This is a genomic window from Paenibacillus cymbidii, assembly GCF_004764705.1.
In the GTDB taxonomy this organism is placed as follows: domain Bacteria; phylum Bacillota; class Bacilli; order Paenibacillales; family NBRC-103111; genus Paenibacillus_AN; species Paenibacillus_AN cymbidii.
Window position 1 is genome coordinate 1 of sequence record NZ_SHLX01000043.1, and the last position, 20,099, is coordinate 20,099.

The window sequence follows — 20,099 nt, forward strand, 5'->3', positions numbered from 1 at the left end:
CGCAACGCCGGCCGGCGGCGCGTCGACGGCGCCAGGCGGCTCGCCGGCAGCGGGCGGCGGCGCCACGGCAACGCCGAAGCCGAGCGCAACGCCTGCGGCCGGCGGCACGCCAACGGCGCCGGCAAGCGGCGGGGCCGTTTCGCCTTCCGGCGGCGGCAAAACCGCAACGCCGTAAAGCCGCTTCCGGCTGCGAAGCGGGATAACCCTCCCGTATCGTTCCTTCCCGCCTCAGACAGGCGGGGGAGGAGCATACGGGAGGGTTATCCGCGTTAGCGGGCCTGCCGCGGAGCAAGCGGCGGCGGGTCGTACCAGGCGAGCGCATCGTCCCAGTTCCAGCGCTCGTAGTAGCTTTCGCCGACGCCGATGCCGGAGATGAAGACGCGGGCTTTCGCGCCGTCCGCATCGGCGATCCACGCGTCCGCGCGGGTGCGGTCCGTGCGCACCCACGCCAGCGTGCGCCCGCCGCCCAGCGCGGTCGGGGCGAAGTCGCCGCTGCCCGGAGGCGGCACCGTAAACTGCCGCTGCTCGCCGTCCGGCAGCGGGACCCGGTACAGCGCCGGCAGCGGCCGCTCGGCCGGGGCAACGTCCTTGCCGGCGAACGCGGAGCGGGAAACGACGATCGTCCGATCGTCGATCCACGCGAAGTCGCGTTCGGTAGTGCCGGGCGGCGTCCGATCGGGCCGCCGCGCTGCCGCGAAGCGGGTCAGCCCCAGCCGCTTGCGGTCCTCCAGGACGAAGCGGCCTTCGCCTTCGAGGAAAGCGAGCGTGCCCGCGCGCGGCGCCCACTGAAACCAGTGGTAATCGTTCAGCATGCGGGCCGGCGTTCGAAAATCGCGTCCGTCCGCGGACAATACGCACAGCGTATTGCTGTCCGCCGACAAGGAAGCGGTCGGATGGGCGATGAAGGCGATCCGGCTGCGGTCCGCGGACCAGCGGAACGGGCTCGTGCCGACCGCGAAGAAGTTGTCCGAAGGCTTCGGCAGCGTGAAGAGCGGCTTTGCCCGGCTCGGGTCCATGTTCGCGTCGGCGGGTACCTCCAACAGCCGGACGCTCGTCCAGCCGTCCGGCAGCAACTGCGCGTTCGTCGATACGAGGAAGCCGGAGCCGCCGGCTTGCCAGGAATAGTTGCCGACGCCGCCGACAACGTTGCGGAACGGCGCGGCGCCCGCTGCCGTGATGTCGGCCACGTTCAGCAAGCCGCCGCTCAGGAACGCCAGCCGGTTCCCGGCCGGCGCCCACTTAAAGTTGACGCCTCCGTCGTACACGGGGAAGCTTTGTTTGCCGGCCACGCTGTAGACGCAAATCCGGTCGCCTTGCTCACCCGCGGCATAAGCGACGAACTGCCCGTCGGCCGACCATGTTGGCGCGGCCGCCCGGTCGCCGGCGGTCGCTTGGATTTCGACGCCGCCGATCGACAGCCACAAGTCGCTGCCGCGGACAAAGGCGGCTTGCGGCAGCCGTTCCGGTTCCGCGCCTGCCTCCGGCAGCCGGTACAGCAGCGCCGCCGCGGCGATGGCTAGCAAGAGGAACCGTCCTATACACGATAAGCGGAACATGGGCTTCCGCTCCCTTCCACTCCGAATGAGCAAGCGTTCCCGTTATCTTTTGCCGGAAAAGTGGATTTATACGAAAATTGGGGTTGACCCTGACACCAATGTCATGGTTTATGATAAGGCTACCGGTTCGAATGGCTTGACGGCGATTCGGCGATCGGCGGCAGAAGCGGAGGGAAGCGGCATGAAAATCGGCGAATTGGCCAAACAAACCGGCGTCAGCATCCGGTCGCTGCGGTATTACGAGCAGATGGGGCTGCTGGCGCCCGAACGGCAGGAGAACGGCTATCGGGAGTACAACAAGTTCGCGATCGAGCAGGTGAACACGATCGTGTTCTATTTGAATCTCGGGCTGTCGACCGAGCAAATTGCCCATTTCCTGCACTGCGTGCTCAAGAACAAGGAAGCGTTCTGCCGCGAAATTATGCCGATTTACGAGTCGAAGCTGGCCGAAATCGAAAGCCAGCTCCGCCAGCTGCAGCAGCTGAAGTCGAATCTTCAGGAACGAATCGCCGCCATCGCGATGGAAACCGGATCGAATGCGTGAGCGTGTTCCACGCTCGCTGGGAGGGAACGACATGTCCATGAGAAGCGTATCCGAAGCCGAATTCCAGGCGGGCATCCGCCCGGAAGGGGTGACGCTGGTCGATTTTGGCGCGGAGTGGTGCCCGCCGTGCAAAGTGCTGCTGCCGCGGCTGAAAGAATTGGACGCGGAGCTGGAAGGCGCCGTGCCGATGTTGAAAGTCGATGTCGACGAATCGCCCGCCTTGGCGGAAGCCTTCGGCGTGATGTCGATGCCGACCGTCATCGTGTTCAAGGACGGCCAGCCGGTGGAGAAGCTCGTCGGCCTGCAGCCGAAAACCGCGTACCGCAACGTGCTGGCGCGGCATATGCCGGAGGCGGCGGCCCGCCCGTAAGCCGCCGCTTCCCCGCCAAAAAATAGCCAGCAAAAAATGGCCTATTCGCCTCTTTCCCGCGCTCCATCAGAAATAGCCAGCGAAAACACTGGCTATTGTGGCTCAACCGCCCCGGAATCAAGTGATTCGACAAAATAGCCAGCGAAATCGCTGGTTATTTTGCCGCAGCCACCCATTTTATACGGAATAGCCAATCAAACATGGCTTATTGCAATCCAGCTCTGCAGGGGAAGCGCCCGGCAGGGTTATTTGACGTTCCTCCGGGAAATGCCGGAGGACAAAATGTTATTTCCACCGACATGTTTTCGCCGTGGGCGCTATGATACTTTGAAGGTGCAAGCGATTTCACATCCGCAGGGGGTTTGAATCCATGACGAAAAAGCTTCTCCTGCTGGCAGCCGCGTTCGTTCTCGCCATCGTAGCGGAATGCAGCAAAAGCCCGGCGCCTTCTTCCGGCGACGCCAAGGGCAGCCCGACACCGTCGGCCTCCGGCCGCGAAGGCTCGGGCGTCACGCTGGAACCCGTTTCCGTGGCGACCAACGATCCGACGGAGGCGTACAACAAGCTGTTCGCCACCAAAGATTTGCCCGACCTGATGTTCTTCAGCAATTACGACTTGCCGAATAAGTACGGCGGCGACGGCGCGCTGGTCAACTTGCTCGACCATGCGGCCAAAATGCCTAATATGACCAAGTGGCTCCACTCCGTTTCCTATCGTCTTGTGCGAATCGAACGATGTCCCGGGCCGAAAGCCGCCCGGCAACAACCGATTAATGCCACGATAGCACAGCGGTATGGCGCGAAAAATGTTGGGAGCGATAACAATTTGTCTTGAGCGGGCAAGCGGTGCGGAGGCAGTGCCGCGACTCGGTCTCAAGACCGAGGAAAAGACTCGACCGCGGTCCAGCGGACGGTCAGCCCCTCGCCGCTTCTTCGCAAGCGGCGAAATCGGTACACTTGGAACTAGCGGAACGGGGAGCGTTCCACATTCAAGGGACCGAAAGGGGAACAAGTGAAATGCAAGGGGTAACGAATTGGGCGTTTCGCAACAAAGCGGCCATGATTATTGTGGTCATCATGACCTTGTTCGTCGGCATCTTCAGCTACTTCAAGCTGCCGATGGAGTTTTTGCCGGAGGCCGACAATCCGGCCGTCACGGTAACGGCGATCGGGCCGGGCTACGACGCCAAGTCGATGGAAACGTCGGTCACGGCGCCGCTGGAGAAGGCGCTGGCGCAAATCAAAGGGAAGACGAACAGCTTCTCGACTTCCGGCAACGGCTTTTCCAAGATCGATCTTGCGTTCGATTCGAAGACCGACATGAAAGCGGCGAAAGCCGAAGTGCAGGAAGCGGTCAATCAGGTGCAGCTGCCGGAGCGGGTATCCAAGCCGTTCGTCGTGCAGTTCAACACCTCGATGATTCCGATTTCGTGGCTGACGATCGGCATTAAGGACGGGCTGTCCGAAGGGGAGAAGAAGGCGGCCCAGGCGCATGTGCTCGAAGAGCTGCAGAAAATCAAAGGCATCGGCGCCGTGCAGCTGTCCGGTACGGTTGCGCCGCAAGTTTCCATCACGCCGGACTCGGCCAAAATGGGGCAAAAGAACGTCGGTTTCGAACAGCTGATGGGCGTGCTTGACGGCCGCGCCAGCTCCGCCTCGATCGGGGAAACGACGATCGACGGCGCAACCGGCAACCTGCAGGTCATCGCCAAAGTGAACGATCTCGAAACCTTGAAGAAGCTTCCTGTCGCACCGGGCGTGGCGCTCGGCGATATCGCGACCGTCGCGATGAACAGCGGCCAGGACAGCATCAGCCGCGTCGGCGGCAAAGACGTGCTGATGGTGACCGTCTCCAAAGGCGCGAACGCCAATGCGGTATCGGTCGGCAAAGGCGTCGAGGACGCCGTCGAAAAGCTGAAAACCGATGAGCCGAACGCGGAAGTGACGCTGCTGACAAGCACGTCGGAGCAAGTGGTCAGTTCCGTCAACAGCATGCTGCGCGAAGTGCTGCTCGGCGCCTTGTTCGCCACCATCGTCATCTTGCTGTTCCTGCGCAATATCCGCGCCACGCTGATTACGATCGTATCGATTCCGCTGTCGCTGGCGCTCACGCTTTATTTGCTCGACGTATCCGGCGTTACGCTGAACGTCATTACGCTGGGCGGCGTCGCCGTAGCGGTCGGCCGTCTGGTCGACGACAGCATCGTCGTCATCGAGAACATGTACCGGCGCATGTCCAAGGAGAAATTCTCCTTGCAACTGGTCATCGACGCAACCAAAGAAGTGTCCGGCGCGATCACGACATCGACGATCACCACCGTCGCCGTGTTCCTGCCGATGGGCTTGCTGCGCGGTTCGCTGCAGGCGTTCCTGCTGCCTTTTGCGCTGACGGTTACGTATTCGCTGCTCGCTTCGCTGCTTGTCGCTCTGACCGTTGTGCCGCTGCTCGGTTCGCTGCTGCTGAAGAAGACGGTTCATCACGAACGCCCGGCAAACAGGAAGTTCGCCGCATTCCTGGACTGGAACCTGCAGCGCAAGTGGGTGCCGCTGACGATCGCCGCCGTACTGTTCGTCGGTTCCATCGGCACCTACATGAACATGCCGAAGGGTGCGATCGACTCGTCGAACGCGACCAACCTGACCATTTCGCTGCAATATCCCGACGAAACGCCGAAGGACAAAGTGCTGGAGAACGGCAAGAAGCTCGAGCAGTTCCTGATTGGATTGCCGGAGCCGAAGTGGGTGTCCATGTCGATGGGCAACAGCGCCGACGCGGCGCAATACGGCGAAGTCGTGTCGCCGACGCTCGTTTCGTATTTGCTGGAAATGAAGAAGGGCGAAAACGCCGAGAATGTTATTGAAAAAGTGAAAGCTCAGCGCAGCCAATATCCCGGCGCGGAGCTGAATGCAGGCGCGATGGACTTCGCTTCCGGCGCCAGCTCGACACAAATCGTCGTCGACGTCACCGGCAGCGACACGACCAAGCTGGCCGACGTGGCCGGCCAGGTGATGGAGCAAGTGAAGCCGATCGCCGGCGTCACGAAAGTGCAGAGCAACCTGGAGCAGAAGAAGCCGGTTTATTCGTTCGAAGTCGATCCGCTGCGCGGCAAAGGGCGCGATGTCGCGATGCAACTGCAGGCGATGCTCAATCCGGTGCCGATCGGCAGCGTGCATCTGGGCGACAGCGATGCGGCGGTGTTCCTCCAGCCGACGGTGAAGCCGGGTTCGATGAACGATCTGAACGCGTTGACAGTCATGACAGAAAACGGGCCGGTCAGCGTATCCTCGATCGCCAAGCTGGTCAAATCGGAGGAAGCGAGCACGTTCTTCCATAAAGACGGCAAAAGCTACGTACGTGTCACCGTAACGGCAGAGCCTAGCCAACTGTCGAAGGTAGGCGCGGAAATCAACAAGAAAGTGGCGGCTTTGACGCCTCCGCAAGGCGTGACGATCAACGTCGGCGGCGCTTCGGCGGATCAGGCGAGCGATTTTGCCGACCTGGGGCTGATCGCGCTGATCTCGATCTTCCTGGTGTACCTGATTATGGTCGTGGCGTTCAAAACGCTGCGCGCGCCGCTGGCCATCCTGCTCTCGCTGCCGCTGGCCGCGATCGGCGCCGTCATCGGCCTGGTCGTCTCGGGCGTGACGCCCGACTTCACCGCCATGTTTGGCGCACTGATGCTGATCGGTATCGTCGTCACGAACGCGATCGTGCTGGTCGACCGCGTCCGTCAGAATGAGCAGCACATGACGATCCGTGAAGCGCTGATCGAAGCGGCGACGACTCGCGCCCGTCCGATTCTGATGACGGCCATCGCCACCATCTGCGCGATGACGCCGCTCATCGTCGGCCACAGCGAAGCCGGCAGCATCGTTTCGCAAAGCTTGGCCATCGTCGTAATCGGCGGTCTGGCGGCTGCTACCTTGCTGACGCTGCTGATCGTGCCTTGCGCTTACGAGCTGTTCTTCTTCCGCAAGTCGAAGCGCCAACGCAATGAGGCGAAGTCCTCCGCGGCGAAGCGTACGACCCTGGCATCGGAAACGGTGTAACGGCAGCATATGAAAAGAAAGCGTCCCTTCTCCCGCCGATGTTGGCAGGTGAGGGGACGTTTTTTGGTGCGAAGCTTGTTTGCGGCGGCGGCAGGCAAGGGCATCATATCCGGCCGAGCGGTTTTCGGAGCGATGTGCATATATGCATAACGCTCCGAAAATGCTGGTCCGCGGCAGGTATATGAACGTTATGCCCTTAATATATAATAAATGTTAATTATAGTAAATTATTGACGGATTGGTGTGAGGTTCCTCGCCCGATCATGATTTCGGAGCGAAGTGCATATATGCGCTTCGCTCCGAAAATGCGCCGCCGCGAAGGAATCATCGCCGGGCCAGGGCGGGAAACCTGAGTCCGGCGCGGCATCTCACAATATAGGCCATGATTTATTGGCTATTTCATCAGAAAGGGCAGGCAACAAAGAAATAACCAGTCAAATCACTGGCTATTCTTTTGAAACGTTCGATTTTCGGGCGATTTGGTCGAAATAGCCAGTGTTTTCACTGGTTATTTTTAACGAACCACCTGAAAATGTACGAATAGGCCATTTTTTATGGGCTATTATTAGCTTGCAGGATGGCACGCCTGACGCCAGGCCTAACCGGCCATGAGGCGCTGCCTCTGGCCGGTTAGGCGACGATGCGCCGTTTCGGCTCGCAGCCCCCGCCCGCTAAGGCCGCGGCTTCAGCTTCGTCAAGCCGCCTTGCTTCACGTTGCGGATGAACTGCGCCGCTTCGGCCCGGGTGAGCCGGTCTCCGCCCTGGAAGCCGGCAACGATGTCGGCGTTGTCCGATTTGCCGGAGGCGTAGCGCTTCCCAAGGATGTAGCGGATCGCCTCGTCGCCGCTTGCGTTTACGCCGTCCGCCGCGGCGATCAGTTCGGCCACGCGCACGCGTGTGATGGCGGCATCGCGCTGCGAGGCATTGTCATCGCCGGCCAGCGGATAGTTCAGCGCCGCCGCGCGGTCGTACAACGGGTCGGCCCAGTGACCGCGCGCCGGCAAGTCGCCAAGCGCCGGCTCATACGCCTTCAGCAGCAGCGACAAAAATTCCGCTTCGCTCACCTGCTTGTCCGGCTGGAACGTATGGTCGGGATACCCGCTGACGATACGGTTGGCGACGGCCCAGCGGACGGTCTGCTCCGACCAGTGGCCGGCAATATCGGTCAAGTCGACCTCAACCAGCCCGCCGCCGTCACCGCCGCCTTGTTCCGTACCGCCGCCTTCGCCGCCCGCACCGTTCGCGCCGCCTGCCGGAGTGCCTTCGGCCTCGTCCGGATCGGCAATCCCCTCGACCAGATGGAAAAACTTCACTTCATAGCCCAGCGTCGCCGCCGTGCCGTCAAGTTTGCGGACGCCGCCGATACTGACGCGGAGAACATCGCCGTCGTTCAGCCGGTCGATCTGGCCCGGCCGGAACACAACGGCACTGCCGCTGCCGACGCCAATCGGCGTTACGTTCAAGTAGTTGCCGCCGGAGTCGTTCGCATCATTGTTGCGGCTGTCGATCGTCCATGTCCGGCCGTCGGCCGTCCGCGTGACGGAAACGGTAACTTGCGAAAGCAGCGGCGTTGCGTATTTGTTCAGGTTCAATTCGACCGACCAGGCGTCGTTCGGGGCAAACGCCTCGACCGGGAAGTTGCCCTGGGCCGGGAACGCGATATAGTTGTAATCGATCTCCTCCGCACGGCTGAAGTCGAATACCTTCATCGCCGAGAACCAGTAAGGTTTCCCGGCTTTCGTCAGCGTGTTCGCCAGCCCGAAGCCGACTTTCTTGAGCGGCGGATTGAGCAGCCAGCGGCGATGGCCGACCATGGCGATATTGGCGGCGTCGGAGTCTGACATATAGCTGTAAACGGAGTTGACCAGCGGATTGCCGGGATAACCGGACATGCTGAACAAATTCGAACTTTCCGTCGCCTGACGCCCGGACTGGAAGAAAGCGGCGTCCATGTCGGCCGGCTGCGGCGCATAGTGGTCGATCCGGTTGTTGGCGGCGGTGAGCACGGCCCCGTATTGTGCCTGTTCGTTCAGCTCGGAATCCGTTTCCAGATCGCCTGGCAGCCCTGCCGCATAGCGATAAAAGTTCGCTGCATCAAGCGCCTGACGGATGTAGTCCGGTTTGACGGCGCCAAGCGAATAGGGAGCGTTTGCGAGCGGAGCCTTCTCGTAGGGCTCCTGGTTCAGCCCGCTCTCTTTCCAGGGCGGCGTGTTCCATTTGAACCATAACGCGGCGAGTGCCGATTTGCTGCGCGCCGGAAGCAGGCTGCCTTCGGCGGCTGCAGCCCCGGCTGCGGAAGATGCCGCCTGCGCGTGCGGGACCGACACCGGCGCCGCCGGAACTGCTGCGGCGAGCAGCAAGGCGGCAAGCGCCGTATGCGCGAAACGCCGGAACGGCGCACGAGGCGAGCGGCTTGTCGTGTTGTCCATGTTGTCGCATTCTCCTTTCCTTCTCATGAAGCTGCAAGACAAGGTTCGACAATAAGGTTCGACAAATGGCGACTATTTCCTTCCTTCCGCGCTTACGCTTGTCCGCGAATGCGTACGATGACCCCGCGAAGCCAGTCGCACTCGCAGCGTAACAGGCTGATGCGGTGATCGATCGACAGGTCGACGCCGATCCCATGCCCGTGCCGCGGGGAAAGTTCGGTCAGCCGCAGCAGCTCGTCCAGCTTGGCCAGCTTCCGCTCCAGGCAACCGAGCTGCTCGTCCGGCGGCAGATGATCGAGAAACATCAGGCCGATGCTGCCGTGCGGAACGGACGGATTCGCTTCGGACAAGGAGCTGCGCAACAACTCGCCGAAGGCGCGTTCGCCGGCGGAAGTGATGGCGTATACTTGCCGCGGCGGACGGTTGCCTTCCTGCTCGAACTTCACTTCGACGTACCCGGCGGCATCGAGCCGCTTCAGAATGGCGTAAGCGGTCGCTTTTTTCATATCGGTCACTCGTCCGAGATTGCGCTCAATGAAATCGTTCAATTGGTAGCCATGCTGGCTTTGCGACATGAGCAAGCCGAGAATGAGCAATTCGCGTTCGTCCATGGCGGACGCTCCTTCCTGGCGGCGGGTGGCCGCATCCCCATTATAATCACGCTTGACTATACGGTCAAAGCTTTGCTAGACTGGTTTTGGTGATTAGTCATATGTGATTAGTTACATGCAATCATGAAATACGAACGGGAGGAAAGGAAAATGTTCGAGACGATGCTCTTTATTCATTTGACGGGTCTTGCGGTGTGGTTCGGATCGATGGCGGCGATCGGGTTGATGCTGCTTGCGTTCCGCCGCGATCTGCGCTCGGAGGAAGCCAAGAAGATGGTAGGCAAGATGGTGAAGCTGTTCAACCGGCTGACGCATCCGAGCTCGTTTCTGGTGCTGGTCAGCGGCGGGTTGATGATGATGGACCGCTGGAGCGATACGGACCACCCGTTCTGGCTGACATTCATGGAACGGGTAGGCGGGGCGGTCGTGCTGCTGTCGATCATCGCGCTGACGATTGCCGGCCGCAAGCTGACCAAACGACTCGGCGGAGGGGCAAGCGGCGCCGGGCAAGCGGCGAGTGCAGGGAAAGCGCCCGCGGCAGTCGGAGCTGGTGCGGCGGCGATGGCGGGAGTCCGGCTGAACGGCTACTTGTCGACGATGGGCGTAGCGGCCGTTGGCGTGCTGGCCGTCATCTTTGTCGTGAGTTTCCGATTTTAGCCTGCAACCGATTCATCTATCCAGCCCCAAACCATCGTTCCGGCGGATGCCGGCCGGACGATGGTTTTTTCGTTGCGCAAAATTTGTCGTTTTTCCTCTGCACGGCGAGCTGGAGACTGGTATAATGAAAGCGTTGCCATTAACGGACAAACGGAGGAGAATCCCAATGAAGTGGCTTGTGTTGGTTCATGTTTTATCGTCTATCATCGGCGTCGGTCCGACCTTCTTCGCCCATGTGCTGCTGCGCCGCAGCCAAACGCTGCCCGAGCTCCGATCGTCGCTCGCCATGAACAAGAAGCTGGAATTGTTCCCGAAGGTGGGCGGCAGCTTGGCCGTGCTTAGCGGACTTGCATTGTTCTTTGCGGGGGAATACGGCAAGTTTACCCAGATGTGGCTGCTCGGTTCGCTGATTCTGTACGTCATCATCCAGATTATCGTCATTGCCATCATCACGCCGCGCGCCAATCGACTTTCCGCCTGGGTATTCGATCCGCACAATGCGGCGGCGGCCGCGCTTCCGGCCGAACAATCGTCGCTGCATGCGCAAGTGAACCGGTTGTTTTACGCGGCTACCGCCTGCGGCGTGCTGCTGTTCAGCTTCATGATCATGAAGCCGTAAGGGATTATTGAATCGCAAAAAGAGGAGGGGACCGCAGCAGGGTCCCCTCCTCTTTTTGCCGCTTACTTTACGAATACGTGTTCCTTGTCCGTGATTTTGCCGTCCAGGATGCCGTCCAGCTCCAGCAGCGCATTCGCCTTGTCCTGTGCGGCCTGCTCCGTCGTGAGGATGCCGCCTGCCGTCAGTTTGTTCACTTGGACGTCCAAGTCGGCGCTGAGCGCTTCTTTCAGCTGCTCGCGCGTGACGCCTTTGTCGGCTGCGATTTCGGCAAGCGACTTGCCCTCCTCGTACAGCTTGGCGTAGGTCGGTTTGTCCAGTCCCAGCAGGTCGAATGCTGCTTTCAGATTCGGCCCGACGCTTGGGCGTTTCGCCGCCTGCAAGCCGCTGCCGCTGTCGGCCATGGCCATTTTGCGCTTGAGATTGTCCAGGTCCTCATCCGACAACCCTTCCGCGCGCGCGGCATTGAGCTTTTTCTCGATCCTTGCTTTTTGTTCTTCGGGCGAAGGAACGGCTTGTTTGCCGCCTTCGCGGTTGTCCTGCAGCTTTTCGTCCAAGAGCGCGTCCAGCTTCCGCAGCGAATTCGCTTTATCCTGGGCGGCCTGTTCGGCCGTAAGGCTGCCCGCTGCCACGAGCGCGTCCGCCTGCGCCTCCATGTCGGCGCTCAGCGCCGCCTTCAGCTGCTCGCGCGAGACGCCCTTGTCCGCCGCCATTTCGGCGAGCGACTTGCCTTCCTCGAACAGCTTGCCGTACGCTTGCTTGTCGAGGTCGAGCAAATCAAGCGCCGGCTTCAGGTTCGGTCCGACGCCCGGCCGTTTGATGACAAGTTGACCGCTTGCCGCCATCTCCAGCTTGCGTTTGATACTGTCCAATTGCTCTTCCGTCAGCCCTTCGGCGCGGGCGGCTTCCAGCTTCTTCAGCAGCATCGCTTGTTCGTCGCCGGATGGGGCGCCGAGCACTTTAGTTCCGGCTTCCGGCGCAGGGCTCGGGCTGGGGCTTGGCGAACCGGCACCACCCGATGCGAATACGGTGACCGGCAGCGCGAGGGCAAGGGCGAGCACGGCTCCCGCATACCACTTCACTGATTTCTTCACGCAAGGTTGCCTCCTTAATAGGGGATTCGCCGTTGATTCCGGCGTTATCTGTATGCTAAGGAAACATCATGAAATCAGTCTGAAAAACGCGGCAGCGTCACGGTAAACGTCGAGCCGGCTCCCGGTACGCTCGCCGCCTCGATCATGCCGCCGTGCGAGGCGGCGATTTGCCTGGCGATAGCAAGGCCAAGCCCGGTTCCTTCCTTGCGGCGGGAACGGGCTTGATCGACCCGGTAAAACCGCTCGAAAATACGCGGCAAATGCTCGGCGGCGATGCCGATTCCACTGTCGGCGACGGCGAAGCGGACCGTCTTTTCGCTTATCGTCAGCGTTAGTGCGACACTGCCGCCCTCGCGGTTGTACTGGATCGCGTTCTCCGCGAGTATCGTCAGCAGCTGGCGCAGCCGAACGTCGTCGCCGGTCATCGTACCGTTATCCGCTTCCTGTTCGTTCCAGCCGATTGTAACGGCCTTGCGTTCGGCCAACGGCTGCAGCTGCGAGACGACATTCGCCACCGTTTCCTTCGGCGAGAAGGTCCGGCGCGCCAGCTCCAGCCGGTCGTTGTCGCTGCGCGCGAGCGTCAGCAAATTGTCGACGAGCCGGATCAAGTGGCCGGACTCGGCCGCCATCTTCGTCAATACCTGCCGGTGAAACGGAGGCAGATGCTCCCGCTGTTCCTCGAGCACCTCGACGGAGGAGCGAAGAATGCTGAGCGGCGTACGCAGCTCGTGCGACGCGTCGGACGTAAATTGCTCTTGCCTGCGATAAGCGGCGGAGATCGGAATCATCGCGCGGCGGGAAAGCCAGTAGCCGATCGCCGAGGCGATCGCCAGCAGGAGCGCGGAGAAACCGGCAAAAGCGTAGCGCAAGTTGGCAAGCAGCGCAAGGTCGTCCGTAATTTCCTGGGCGACTACCAATCGGTGACCCGCAATAATGGCCGTTTTGACATTGGCGTCTACGGATACCCGGAACGTACGGCCGCCGCTTGCGGCGAAATTGCGGATTTGCCCGTTGTCCATCTGCATGAAGTCGGGCATGTGCGGCGCCAGCAGCTCCTCGGATCGGTTCGGATCGTCATTGGCGGGCCCCAGCACGATGCTTCCGCCGGCGTTCAGCAGCCAGATCGCTTGATTCTGTCGCAAACTGGCGGAAAAAAAGCCGACGCCGCCGGCTTTGACAAGAAGCTTGTCGTCGCCTTTGCCGATGACGGCATCCATCTTGGGCGACGCCGCCAGCTTGGCCAGCTCGGCGGAAGAAAGCGCCATCAGCTCGTTCAATTGATCGTTTTCCGTCGTCGTGATCGTACGCTGCACCAGCCAGTAGGCGAAAATGCCCGAACAGAGCATAATGAGCCCGACTGTCAGGCTGAACTGCCATGCCAGCTTCCGCCGCGTCCGCTCAAACATGGGCTTTCTCCCCGTTCGGGACGGCAAGCCGGTAGCCTGCGCCGTATATGCTGCGGATCAGCTTGGCGGCAAACGGGCCGTCCACTTTTTTGCGCAGCAGCTTGACCGTGGCGTCAACCGTGTTCAGCGTTACCCCTGCCCCGATCCCCCACACGTGATCGAGCAATTGCTCGCGCGACAGCACCTGTCCGGCGTGGCGCATCAGACAGACGAGCAGTTGGAATTCCCGCCGGGTCAAAGCGACGGGAACGCCGCCGCGTGTCACTTCATAACGGGCCGGATTGGCCGACAATTCGCCTACTTGCAGCTGATCAGGCCGATACACGCTGTCTCCGCGGCGGGCCAGGGCATGGATGCGCGCGTCCAACTCGTCCAGCGCGAACGGTTTGATCATGTAATCGTCTGCGCCGGTGCGCAGGCCGAGCACACGATCTTGCACGGCATCGCGGGCGGTCAGCAGCAGAATCGGCGTTTTATCGCCGGCAGCGCGCGCGTTTGCGGTCAGCTCGATGCCGCTGCTGTCCGGCAGCATCCAGTCGAACACGTACACGTCGTACGCTCCCGCCTGCATGCACGTTTTCGCCTCGGCACCGTCCCTTACCCAGTCGACGCTATGGTAGCGGCGCTGCAGCTGATGCTCCGTCAGCTCGCCAAGCGATTCGTCGTCTTCCGCAAACAATATGCGCACCCTCGATCCCTCCGTCCGCCGCAGGGCGGCAAGCTTCTCACCCTATTGTACGCCATAAAAATGAAACGGGTATGAAACGGAGCACGACATTATCGTCAGGCGCGCGATCGTCCGATCGGCCTTCGCCAGACCGATTTTGCCGCTGCTATCGACAAACGTCCCCTCATCCGCCGGACCCGGCAGATGAGGGGACGTTTCTTTCCGCTTCAGTAACGCTTCCGCCAATCAATGCAGTTGATTGCCGGCGGCCGTCCCTGGGCATAGTCGCGAAGATTGCGGACGAACAGATCGACGGCACGATCCGCGTAGTGGCGGGAAGCGCCCGATTGATGCGGCGAAACGAGCACATTGTCCATCGTCCAAAGCGGGCTGTTCGCGGGCAGCGGCTCCGTTTCGAACACATCGAGCGCCGCGCCTGCGATCGTGCCGCTCTGCAGCGCTTCGATCAGCGCCTGCTCGTCGGTCGTCCGGCCGCGTCCGACGTTAATATAACAAGCATCGCGTTTCATCGCGGCGAAACGGCCGCGGTTCATGACGCGATACGTGTCCGGGGTGAGCGGCAGCGTAACAACGACAAAATCGCTTTCGCCGAGCACCCGGTCCAGATCGTCCATCGCATACATCCGGTCGATATGGGGGAGCGGGGAGGCCGATCTTCTGACGCCAAGCACCGTCATGCCGAACGCTTGGGCGATTTTGGCCGTTTCCTGGCCGATTTCTCCCACGCCGACGATGCCGATCGTCTTGCCGTGAAGCTCCGGCTGCCAATCCGGCCGCCACTTCCGCTGCTGCTGATCGCGCAGCGTCAGCTGAAATCGTTTCGTCAAGACGAGCATCATCATCACGATGACCTCGGATATCGGATACGCATGGATGCCGCTCGTATGGGTCAGAACAATGCCGAGCTGCGCCAGTTCCTCCAGCGGGAACTTGTCGACGCCGGCTCCCCAGCATTGGATCCAGCGCAGCTTCGTGCCCGGCCGCAGCGTCAGGTCAGCGGCATCCGCATGCCAGCCGAAGACGATTTCCGCGTCAGGCAAGCGGCGCAACCGGTCCTCCGGCGTCAGCGCAGCGTGAACCTGCCAGTGCGGGGCGGCCTCAGCGATTCGCTCGAGCAGTGTGTCGGGCAATTCCTGCAGCACAACAAGAGTTCCCATTTGCACCTCCGCCGGTATCAGAACGGCTTCAACAGGAATGCCGCTCCTTGACGATACCGCTTCTCCTCCAGTTGATGTCCTTCGTCTTCGGTAATCAACAGCACAACGCGGCCTTCCCTGCGCCCGGCATCGTCATGCAATCCCCGATTGCGTTCGTATAGCTCCGCGTAAAATTGCGCGCAGCGCGCCGTGGAGACGCGCTCGTCGGCATAGCCGATGGTCATGATGACGGATTTGCCGAGCAGCGCCGGGATATATTCGCACAACGCCAGCGCCGCAACGTCGGAACGCTCGCGGATCGCGGCGAATTCGCGCAGCTCGCGCCAATCGGTAACGGGCGCCATTGCCGCGATGCGGGTAACCCGCGCGTCGACGGCGGCCAGCCGCAAGGCAAAATAGGCGCCGCGCGATGTCCCGCTGGCGTACACCGCGCGGCATGCGGCCGCACGACCGGACAAGGCGCGTGTCAGGATCGCCCGGGCGACGGCGATAAAATCGGCGAAAGGATCGCCGCCTGCCGCAACGGCAGCCGCGATGCCGACGATACCTTCTCCGCCGCCGCATGCCCATGCGCCATGGCACGGCAGGTCGAAGCTGAGCGTGTAATGTCCCTGCTCCTGCAAGCATTCCGCCATGATCGAATAAGGGTGTTGCCTCACGGTACGCTCGCGATCCATCGCCACATTCAGCAGCAGCGCGCAGTCGGGAGCCGGCTGATGCGGGATGCCCAGCTCGTAGACGACCGGACCGACGGCCGTATCGATCGTATCTTGCACATATTCATAGAGTGGATAAGCAGCTTTCAACGCACTCGCTCCTGTTCAGTGATTGTCCTCGAAAATCGTACGAACCGGCGCCGCGTGGATTTTGCGATAATCGCCCGGGGTAACGCCGACCTTGGTCTTGAATTGTTTGTTGAAATAATGCGTCGTCTGAAAACCGACGTCTTCGGCAATTTCGAAAATTTTCTGGCTGGAATCGACCAACAGCCGCTTGGCCTGTTCGATCCGGTATTCGTTGATATAATCGATCGGCGATACCCCGGTCATAATTTTGAACAGCCGGCCGATGTGGTTGGGGCTCAAATGGATGCCGTCGGATATCATCGCCACCGACAAATTCGGGTTGGCGTAATGGGTTTGAATGAAGGCGACGATTTCGCCGATCCAGAAGTTTTCCTTCGTATGGCGGCCGATATCGATCTGTCCGCTGATGTTGCCTAGCAGCGCCAGCAGCCATTGACGGACGGCGGTCTGGTTGTTCAGCCGCAGCAATTCCTCATACAGATTGCGGTCCGCCAGTCCGATCGCGGTTCGGTCGACGCCATTGCGATCGATAAAATCGCTTACATAATACAGGAAGCCGACCAGATGCTCCTGGATGGACCGGAAGCTGCCCAGTCCGGCCAACGCGTTCAAATAGGCGGCAAGTTCCTGCTCCACGGCTTGTTTGTCGCCGGCGATCAGCAGGTTGTCCCATTTTTCCGGGTGAATGCTGACTTTGGCAGCGCCGCTCTCCGCCTGGTTCGTCTGATCGCTCAAATTCAGAATCATGCCGCTGCCAAGGCTGAACCGGTGATTCAGCAAGGCCAGCAGCTTCTTGACGGTCAGCGACACTTCCGCCGGCTCCCCGCCGCACATCCCGATGGCAAACGAGAGCGAAATTCGCAGCTGTCCGTCGATATAATCCTGCAGCTTTTTGCAGGCCTCATAAGCCGATTTGTAGCAGGCGCGCTCCTCGGCCGGCGTATGCCTGTACATCAGCAGACACCAGCGGTTGTTTTCCAGCTCCGCCAGATGGACGTCTTTTTCGCCCTGCCATTCGGTTTCCAAATAGTAGTTGATCGCGAGCCGCAACGCCTGCATGTGCTGCGCGGCATCCTGCGGCAGCGAATCGTTTTCGACGACGGCGATGCCGAATCCGGCGGCCGGCAGCGTTAGCTGCAGCATTTTGGCATGGGGGGCCGGGTCGTTCGTTTCCCCGATCCGTCCGCCGAGCAGCATCGCGTGGAACCGCTCCCGCATTTGCGGCAAAAACCGCTCGTAAGCGGCGTTCATCGACTTATGCTCGCTCAGCATCCGGTCGAGCTGCGCCTGCATGTCCTTCCAGCCCGGCTTGGCGGCAGCGTTCTCCTTGCCCTGGAAAGAGGCCCGGATGACCTGCACGATATAATTGAGCGGCTTGGCCACATACCCGGACACCCCGTACGCGATCAGAAAACCGATGATCAGGACGCACAACGAGGCGAACAGGATGATGCGAACGTTGAGCTTCTCCGCTGCGAACAGCTCGTTTTCCTTAAGCGAGTGGACCAGATAGCCGTTCAAATAATTCGTTTTTTGCATCAGCAGCAGGGTGTCGCTCCCGTCGATCCGGAGGCGGCTGTAGCCGGACTCGGCGCCGGTCGCCTCCCGTTTCGCCAGCTGACCGACCTCGTCCGTCACCGCCTGCGGATAACGTCCGGAAGCGGCGAACCCGGCGTCGATGAAGGAGATGCCGTCGGCGCCGGCGCCGGTTATTTTAGCCAGCAGCCGGTCGACGTCGATATCGATCATCAGCATCGCCTGCTTCTCCATCGACTGGAACGGGTAACGAACGATCACCGAAGAAACCGGCTTGTCCGCGCCGTCGTCCGTCAGGCGGAACAGCACCTCCATGGATTGGTTCGAATGCTGCAGCACCTCTTTCCAATCAGGAGCGGCGAAGAAGTATTCGAGATCGGGATCGAACATCAGCGCCATATGCTCTGTCTGATAGACGTAGCGGATTTTGCCGATATTGGCGTTGGAGAGACGGATTTGCTGCATTTTGGCTATCAGGTCGATCTTCTGCACGGAGCCGATCGAACCGCTGTTCGAAATCGCCGATGTCGAGTCGCGAAACAGTTGATTGAGCCCGTACTCCTTCGCGTTTTCCAGCAAATTTTCATACACCGTATCGATTTGCTGCGCATAGCCGCGCATGATGAGCTGCTGCGTTTCGATTTTGGCCGTCTTCGATTCCGTGACATTTTTGGTATAGGCAAAATAACAGAGCAGCTCCCCGGGCAAAATCGCCAGCAGCGCCAGAATCACAATCAATCGAGCTCTCAAGGACGGTCCCCCCTCTATAGTCAACCTTTGACCGAACCGACGATAATGCCCTTAATGAAGTATTTCTGGACGAACGGATACAGGACGGCGACGGGAAACGTGGCGACGATGAGTGTGGCCATCTTGATCGATTCGGGAGAAATGGTAACGAGATCGCCGGCGCCGATGCCCATCATCGTCTCCATATTGTTCGCTTCCATAATCAAGTTGCGCAGCAGCACCTGCAGCGGCCACAAATCGCTTTGGCGAATATACAGCAGGACGGAAAACCATTCGTTCCAGTGATAAACGGCGTAAAACAACGAAATCGTCGCGATGACGGGCTTCGACATCGGCAGAATGATCCGGAACAGGATGGTGGTGTCCGTTGCGCCGTCCATCTTCCCCGATTCCTCGACGGAAGCGGGCAGCTCCATGAAAAAGTTGCGCAGCAAGATAACGTAAAAGGCGTTGATGAGCGACGGAATGATCATGGCCAGAAACTGATTGGAAAAGCCGAGCGATGTGACGACGATGTAAGTCGGAATGATGCCGCCGGAAAAGACCATCGTAAAAATGATCACCAGCATAATCGCCTTGCGCCCGGGCATTTCCCGTTTGGAGACGCCGTAAGCGAGCAGGACCGAGAACAAAATGTTAAGCGCGACCCCGACGGCAGTCCGCCCCACGGAAATGGCAAACGAGTCGAAAAACCGGTTGTTGGCAAAAATAAGATTGTAGGTGCCCAGGGTAACTTTGCCCCAGCTCATGTGCGACAACACCGTTTCATTGGTCAGCGACACCGCGATCAAATAAGCGAAAGGAAACAGCACGCTGAGCGAAAACAGCAGCAGCAGCGCGTAGATAAGGCCCTGCGACAAGCGGCCTACCATAACGTCTCCGCCTCCAGCTTCCTGGCCAGCCGATTGGCCGCCATAATGAGGACGAAAGCCACAACGGATTTGAACAGCCCGACCGCGGCGGCGAAGCTGTAGTTGATGCGCAGGAGGCCTTCGCGGTACACGTAGGTGTCTATTATATCAGCTACCTGATACACCTGTGGAGAATAGAGCAGAAATACCTGCTCGAAGCCCGCGTCGAGCAGATGGCCGACGTTCAGAATGAAGATGACGCTGATGATGTTGCGAATCGACGGCAGTGTAATGCCGATCGCCTGCCGGAAGCGGGAAGCGCCGTCCATCTGCGCCGCCTCGTACAGCTCGGGATTGATGCCGGCAATGGCCGCCAAATAAATGATGCTCGCCCAGCCGACTTCCTTCCACATGCTGCTGGCGACAAGCGCGCTGCGAAAATATTCGTTCGACCCGAGAAACGATATCCGCTCCAACCCAAGCGCGGCGATCCAGTCGTTGACGATGCCGAAGGAAGGCGACAGCAGCAGCTGGAGAATGCCGGCAACAACGACCCAGGACAGGAAGTGGGGGAGATAGGATACCGTTTGCACGAACCGTTTGAACGCGGAATGCGTTACTTCGTTGATCAGCAGGGCGAGCAGGATCGGCGCGGGGAAGCCGAAGGCGATTTTGAGCGCGCTGATGATGATCGTATTGAACAGGATTTTGGAAAAATAATACGAGCCGAAAAATTTGTCGAAGTTCTCCATGCCGATCCACGGCGCGGTGAAAATGCCCTTGAAACCGTCCAGCGGACTGTAGTCTTTAAAGGCGATCAGCAGGCCGGACATCGGCAGGTAATGAAAGAGGGCGTAGTAGACGAGGCCCGGAAGCACCATGAGATACATCGTTTTGTAGGACAACACCGTTCGCCATCGTTTGGCTGCCGTCATAAGATACGTTCCTTTCCGTTAGGATAAAGGCGGGAATCGCCGC

The 20,099-nt window shown here is 60.2% G+C and carries 17 protein-coding genes; 6 read left to right on the plus strand and 11 right to left on the minus strand.

Annotation, left to right across the window (positions count from 1 at the left end):
- Positions 1–269: 269 nt before the first annotated feature.
- Positions 270–1,523, minus strand: coding sequence for a TolB-like translocation protein (locus EXY20_RS35005; protein ID WP_167859742.1), 1,254 nt, complete (start codon positions 1,521–1,523; stop codon positions 270–272).
- A 214-nt stretch (positions 1,524–1,737) separates the two neighbouring features.
- On the opposite strand from EXY20_RS35005, the gene EXY20_RS35010 reads away from it, so the two are divergent.
- From EXY20_RS35010 to EXY20_RS35025, 4 genes are all read left to right on the plus strand, one after another.
- On the plus strand, positions 1,738–2,100 hold the full coding sequence (locus tag EXY20_RS35010; RefSeq protein WP_135557078.1) for a MerR family DNA-binding transcriptional regulator: 363 nt from the start codon (positions 1,738–1,740) through the stop codon (positions 2,098–2,100).
- Between the two features lie 31 nt (positions 2,101–2,131).
- The gene (trxA, locus tag EXY20_RS35015; protein ID WP_135557079.1) at positions 2,132–2,470 is read left to right on the plus strand and encodes a thioredoxin; all 339 of its coding nucleotides are present in this window, start codon (positions 2,132–2,134) and stop codon (positions 2,468–2,470) included.
- 370 nt (positions 2,471–2,840) lie between these two features.
- Positions 2,841–3,305, plus strand: coding sequence for a hypothetical protein (locus EXY20_RS35020; RefSeq protein ID WP_135557080.1), 465 nt, complete (start codon positions 2,841–2,843; stop codon positions 3,303–3,305).
- A gap of 182 nt (positions 3,306–3,487) precedes the next feature.
- Entirely contained in the window at positions 3,488–6,520 is a 3,033-nt protein-coding gene (locus EXY20_RS35025) for an efflux RND transporter permease subunit (RefSeq protein ID WP_135557081.1), read from the plus strand.
- 671 nt (positions 6,521–7,191) lie between these two features.
- Here the strand turns inward: EXY20_RS35025 and EXY20_RS35030 are convergent.
- Both EXY20_RS35030 and EXY20_RS35035 read right to left on the minus strand, forming a co-directional pair.
- A complete protein-coding gene (locus EXY20_RS35030; RefSeq protein ID WP_167859743.1) occupies positions 7,192–8,949 on the minus strand; it encodes a CAP and S-layer homology domain-containing protein in 1,758 nt (585 codons plus the stop codon).
- A gap of 92 nt (positions 8,950–9,041) precedes the next feature.
- Positions 9,042–9,560 (minus strand): PadR family transcriptional regulator, encoded by a 519-nt coding sequence (locus EXY20_RS35035; RefSeq protein ID WP_135557083.1) that lies wholly within the window; start codon positions 9,558–9,560, stop codon positions 9,042–9,044.
- 150 nt (positions 9,561–9,710) lie between these two features.
- Here EXY20_RS35035 and EXY20_RS35040 point away from each other — a divergent pair, with 150 nt between their 5' ends.
- Positions 9,711–10,217, plus strand: coding sequence for a hypothetical protein (locus tag EXY20_RS35040; RefSeq protein WP_135557084.1), 507 nt, complete (start codon positions 9,711–9,713; stop codon positions 10,215–10,217).
- Between the two features lie 166 nt (positions 10,218–10,383).
- Complete coding sequence (locus tag EXY20_RS35045) at positions 10,384–10,836, plus strand: DUF2269 family protein (RefSeq protein WP_135557085.1); 453 nt, start codon at positions 10,384–10,386, stop codon at positions 10,834–10,836.
- Between the two features lie 62 nt (positions 10,837–10,898).
- Here EXY20_RS35045 and EXY20_RS35050 read toward each other — a convergent pair whose 3' ends face one another.
- The 8 genes from EXY20_RS35050 to EXY20_RS35085 all read right to left on the minus strand — a co-directional run bounded on the left by EXY20_RS35050 (position 10,899) and on the right by EXY20_RS35085 (position 20,056).
- Positions 10,899–11,927 carry an amidohydrolase family protein gene (locus EXY20_RS35050; protein WP_135557086.1) on the minus strand — a complete coding sequence of 343 codons (1,029 nt, stop codon included), beginning with the start codon at positions 11,925–11,927 and terminating at the stop codon, positions 10,899–10,901.
- 74 nt (positions 11,928–12,001) lie between these two features.
- Complete coding sequence (locus EXY20_RS35055) at positions 12,002–13,333, minus strand: sensor histidine kinase (protein WP_135557087.1); 1,332 nt, start codon at positions 13,331–13,333, stop codon at positions 12,002–12,004.
- On the minus strand, positions 13,326–14,021 hold the full coding sequence (locus tag EXY20_RS35060; protein ID WP_135557088.1) for a response regulator transcription factor: 696 nt from the start codon (positions 14,019–14,021) through the stop codon (positions 13,326–13,328). The genes EXY20_RS35055 and EXY20_RS35060 overlap by 8 nt, the downstream gene beginning before the upstream one ends.
- A gap of 206 nt (positions 14,022–14,227) precedes the next feature.
- A complete protein-coding gene (locus tag EXY20_RS35065; RefSeq protein WP_135557089.1) occupies positions 14,228–15,178 on the minus strand; it encodes a D-2-hydroxyacid dehydrogenase in 951 nt (316 codons plus the stop codon).
- Between the two features lie 17 nt (positions 15,179–15,195).
- On the minus strand, positions 15,196–15,984 hold the full coding sequence (locus EXY20_RS35070) for an alpha/beta hydrolase family protein (RefSeq protein ID WP_135557090.1): 789 nt from the start codon (positions 15,982–15,984) through the stop codon (positions 15,196–15,198).
- Between the two features lie 15 nt (positions 15,985–15,999).
- Entirely contained in the window at positions 16,000–18,270 is a 2,271-nt protein-coding gene (locus EXY20_RS35075) for a helix-turn-helix transcriptional regulator (protein WP_135557091.1), read from the minus strand.
- 20 nt (positions 18,271–18,290) lie between these two features.
- Positions 18,291–19,142, minus strand: a complete 852-nt coding sequence (locus EXY20_RS35080; RefSeq protein WP_135557092.1) for a carbohydrate ABC transporter permease — start codon at positions 19,140–19,142, stop codon at positions 18,291–18,293.
- On the minus strand, positions 19,136–20,056 hold the full coding sequence (locus tag EXY20_RS35085) for an ABC transporter permease (protein ID WP_135557093.1): 921 nt from the start codon (positions 20,054–20,056) through the stop codon (positions 19,136–19,138). Before EXY20_RS35085 ends, EXY20_RS35080 begins: the two co-directional genes overlap by 7 nt.
- Positions 20,057–20,099: the final 43 nt, after the last annotated feature.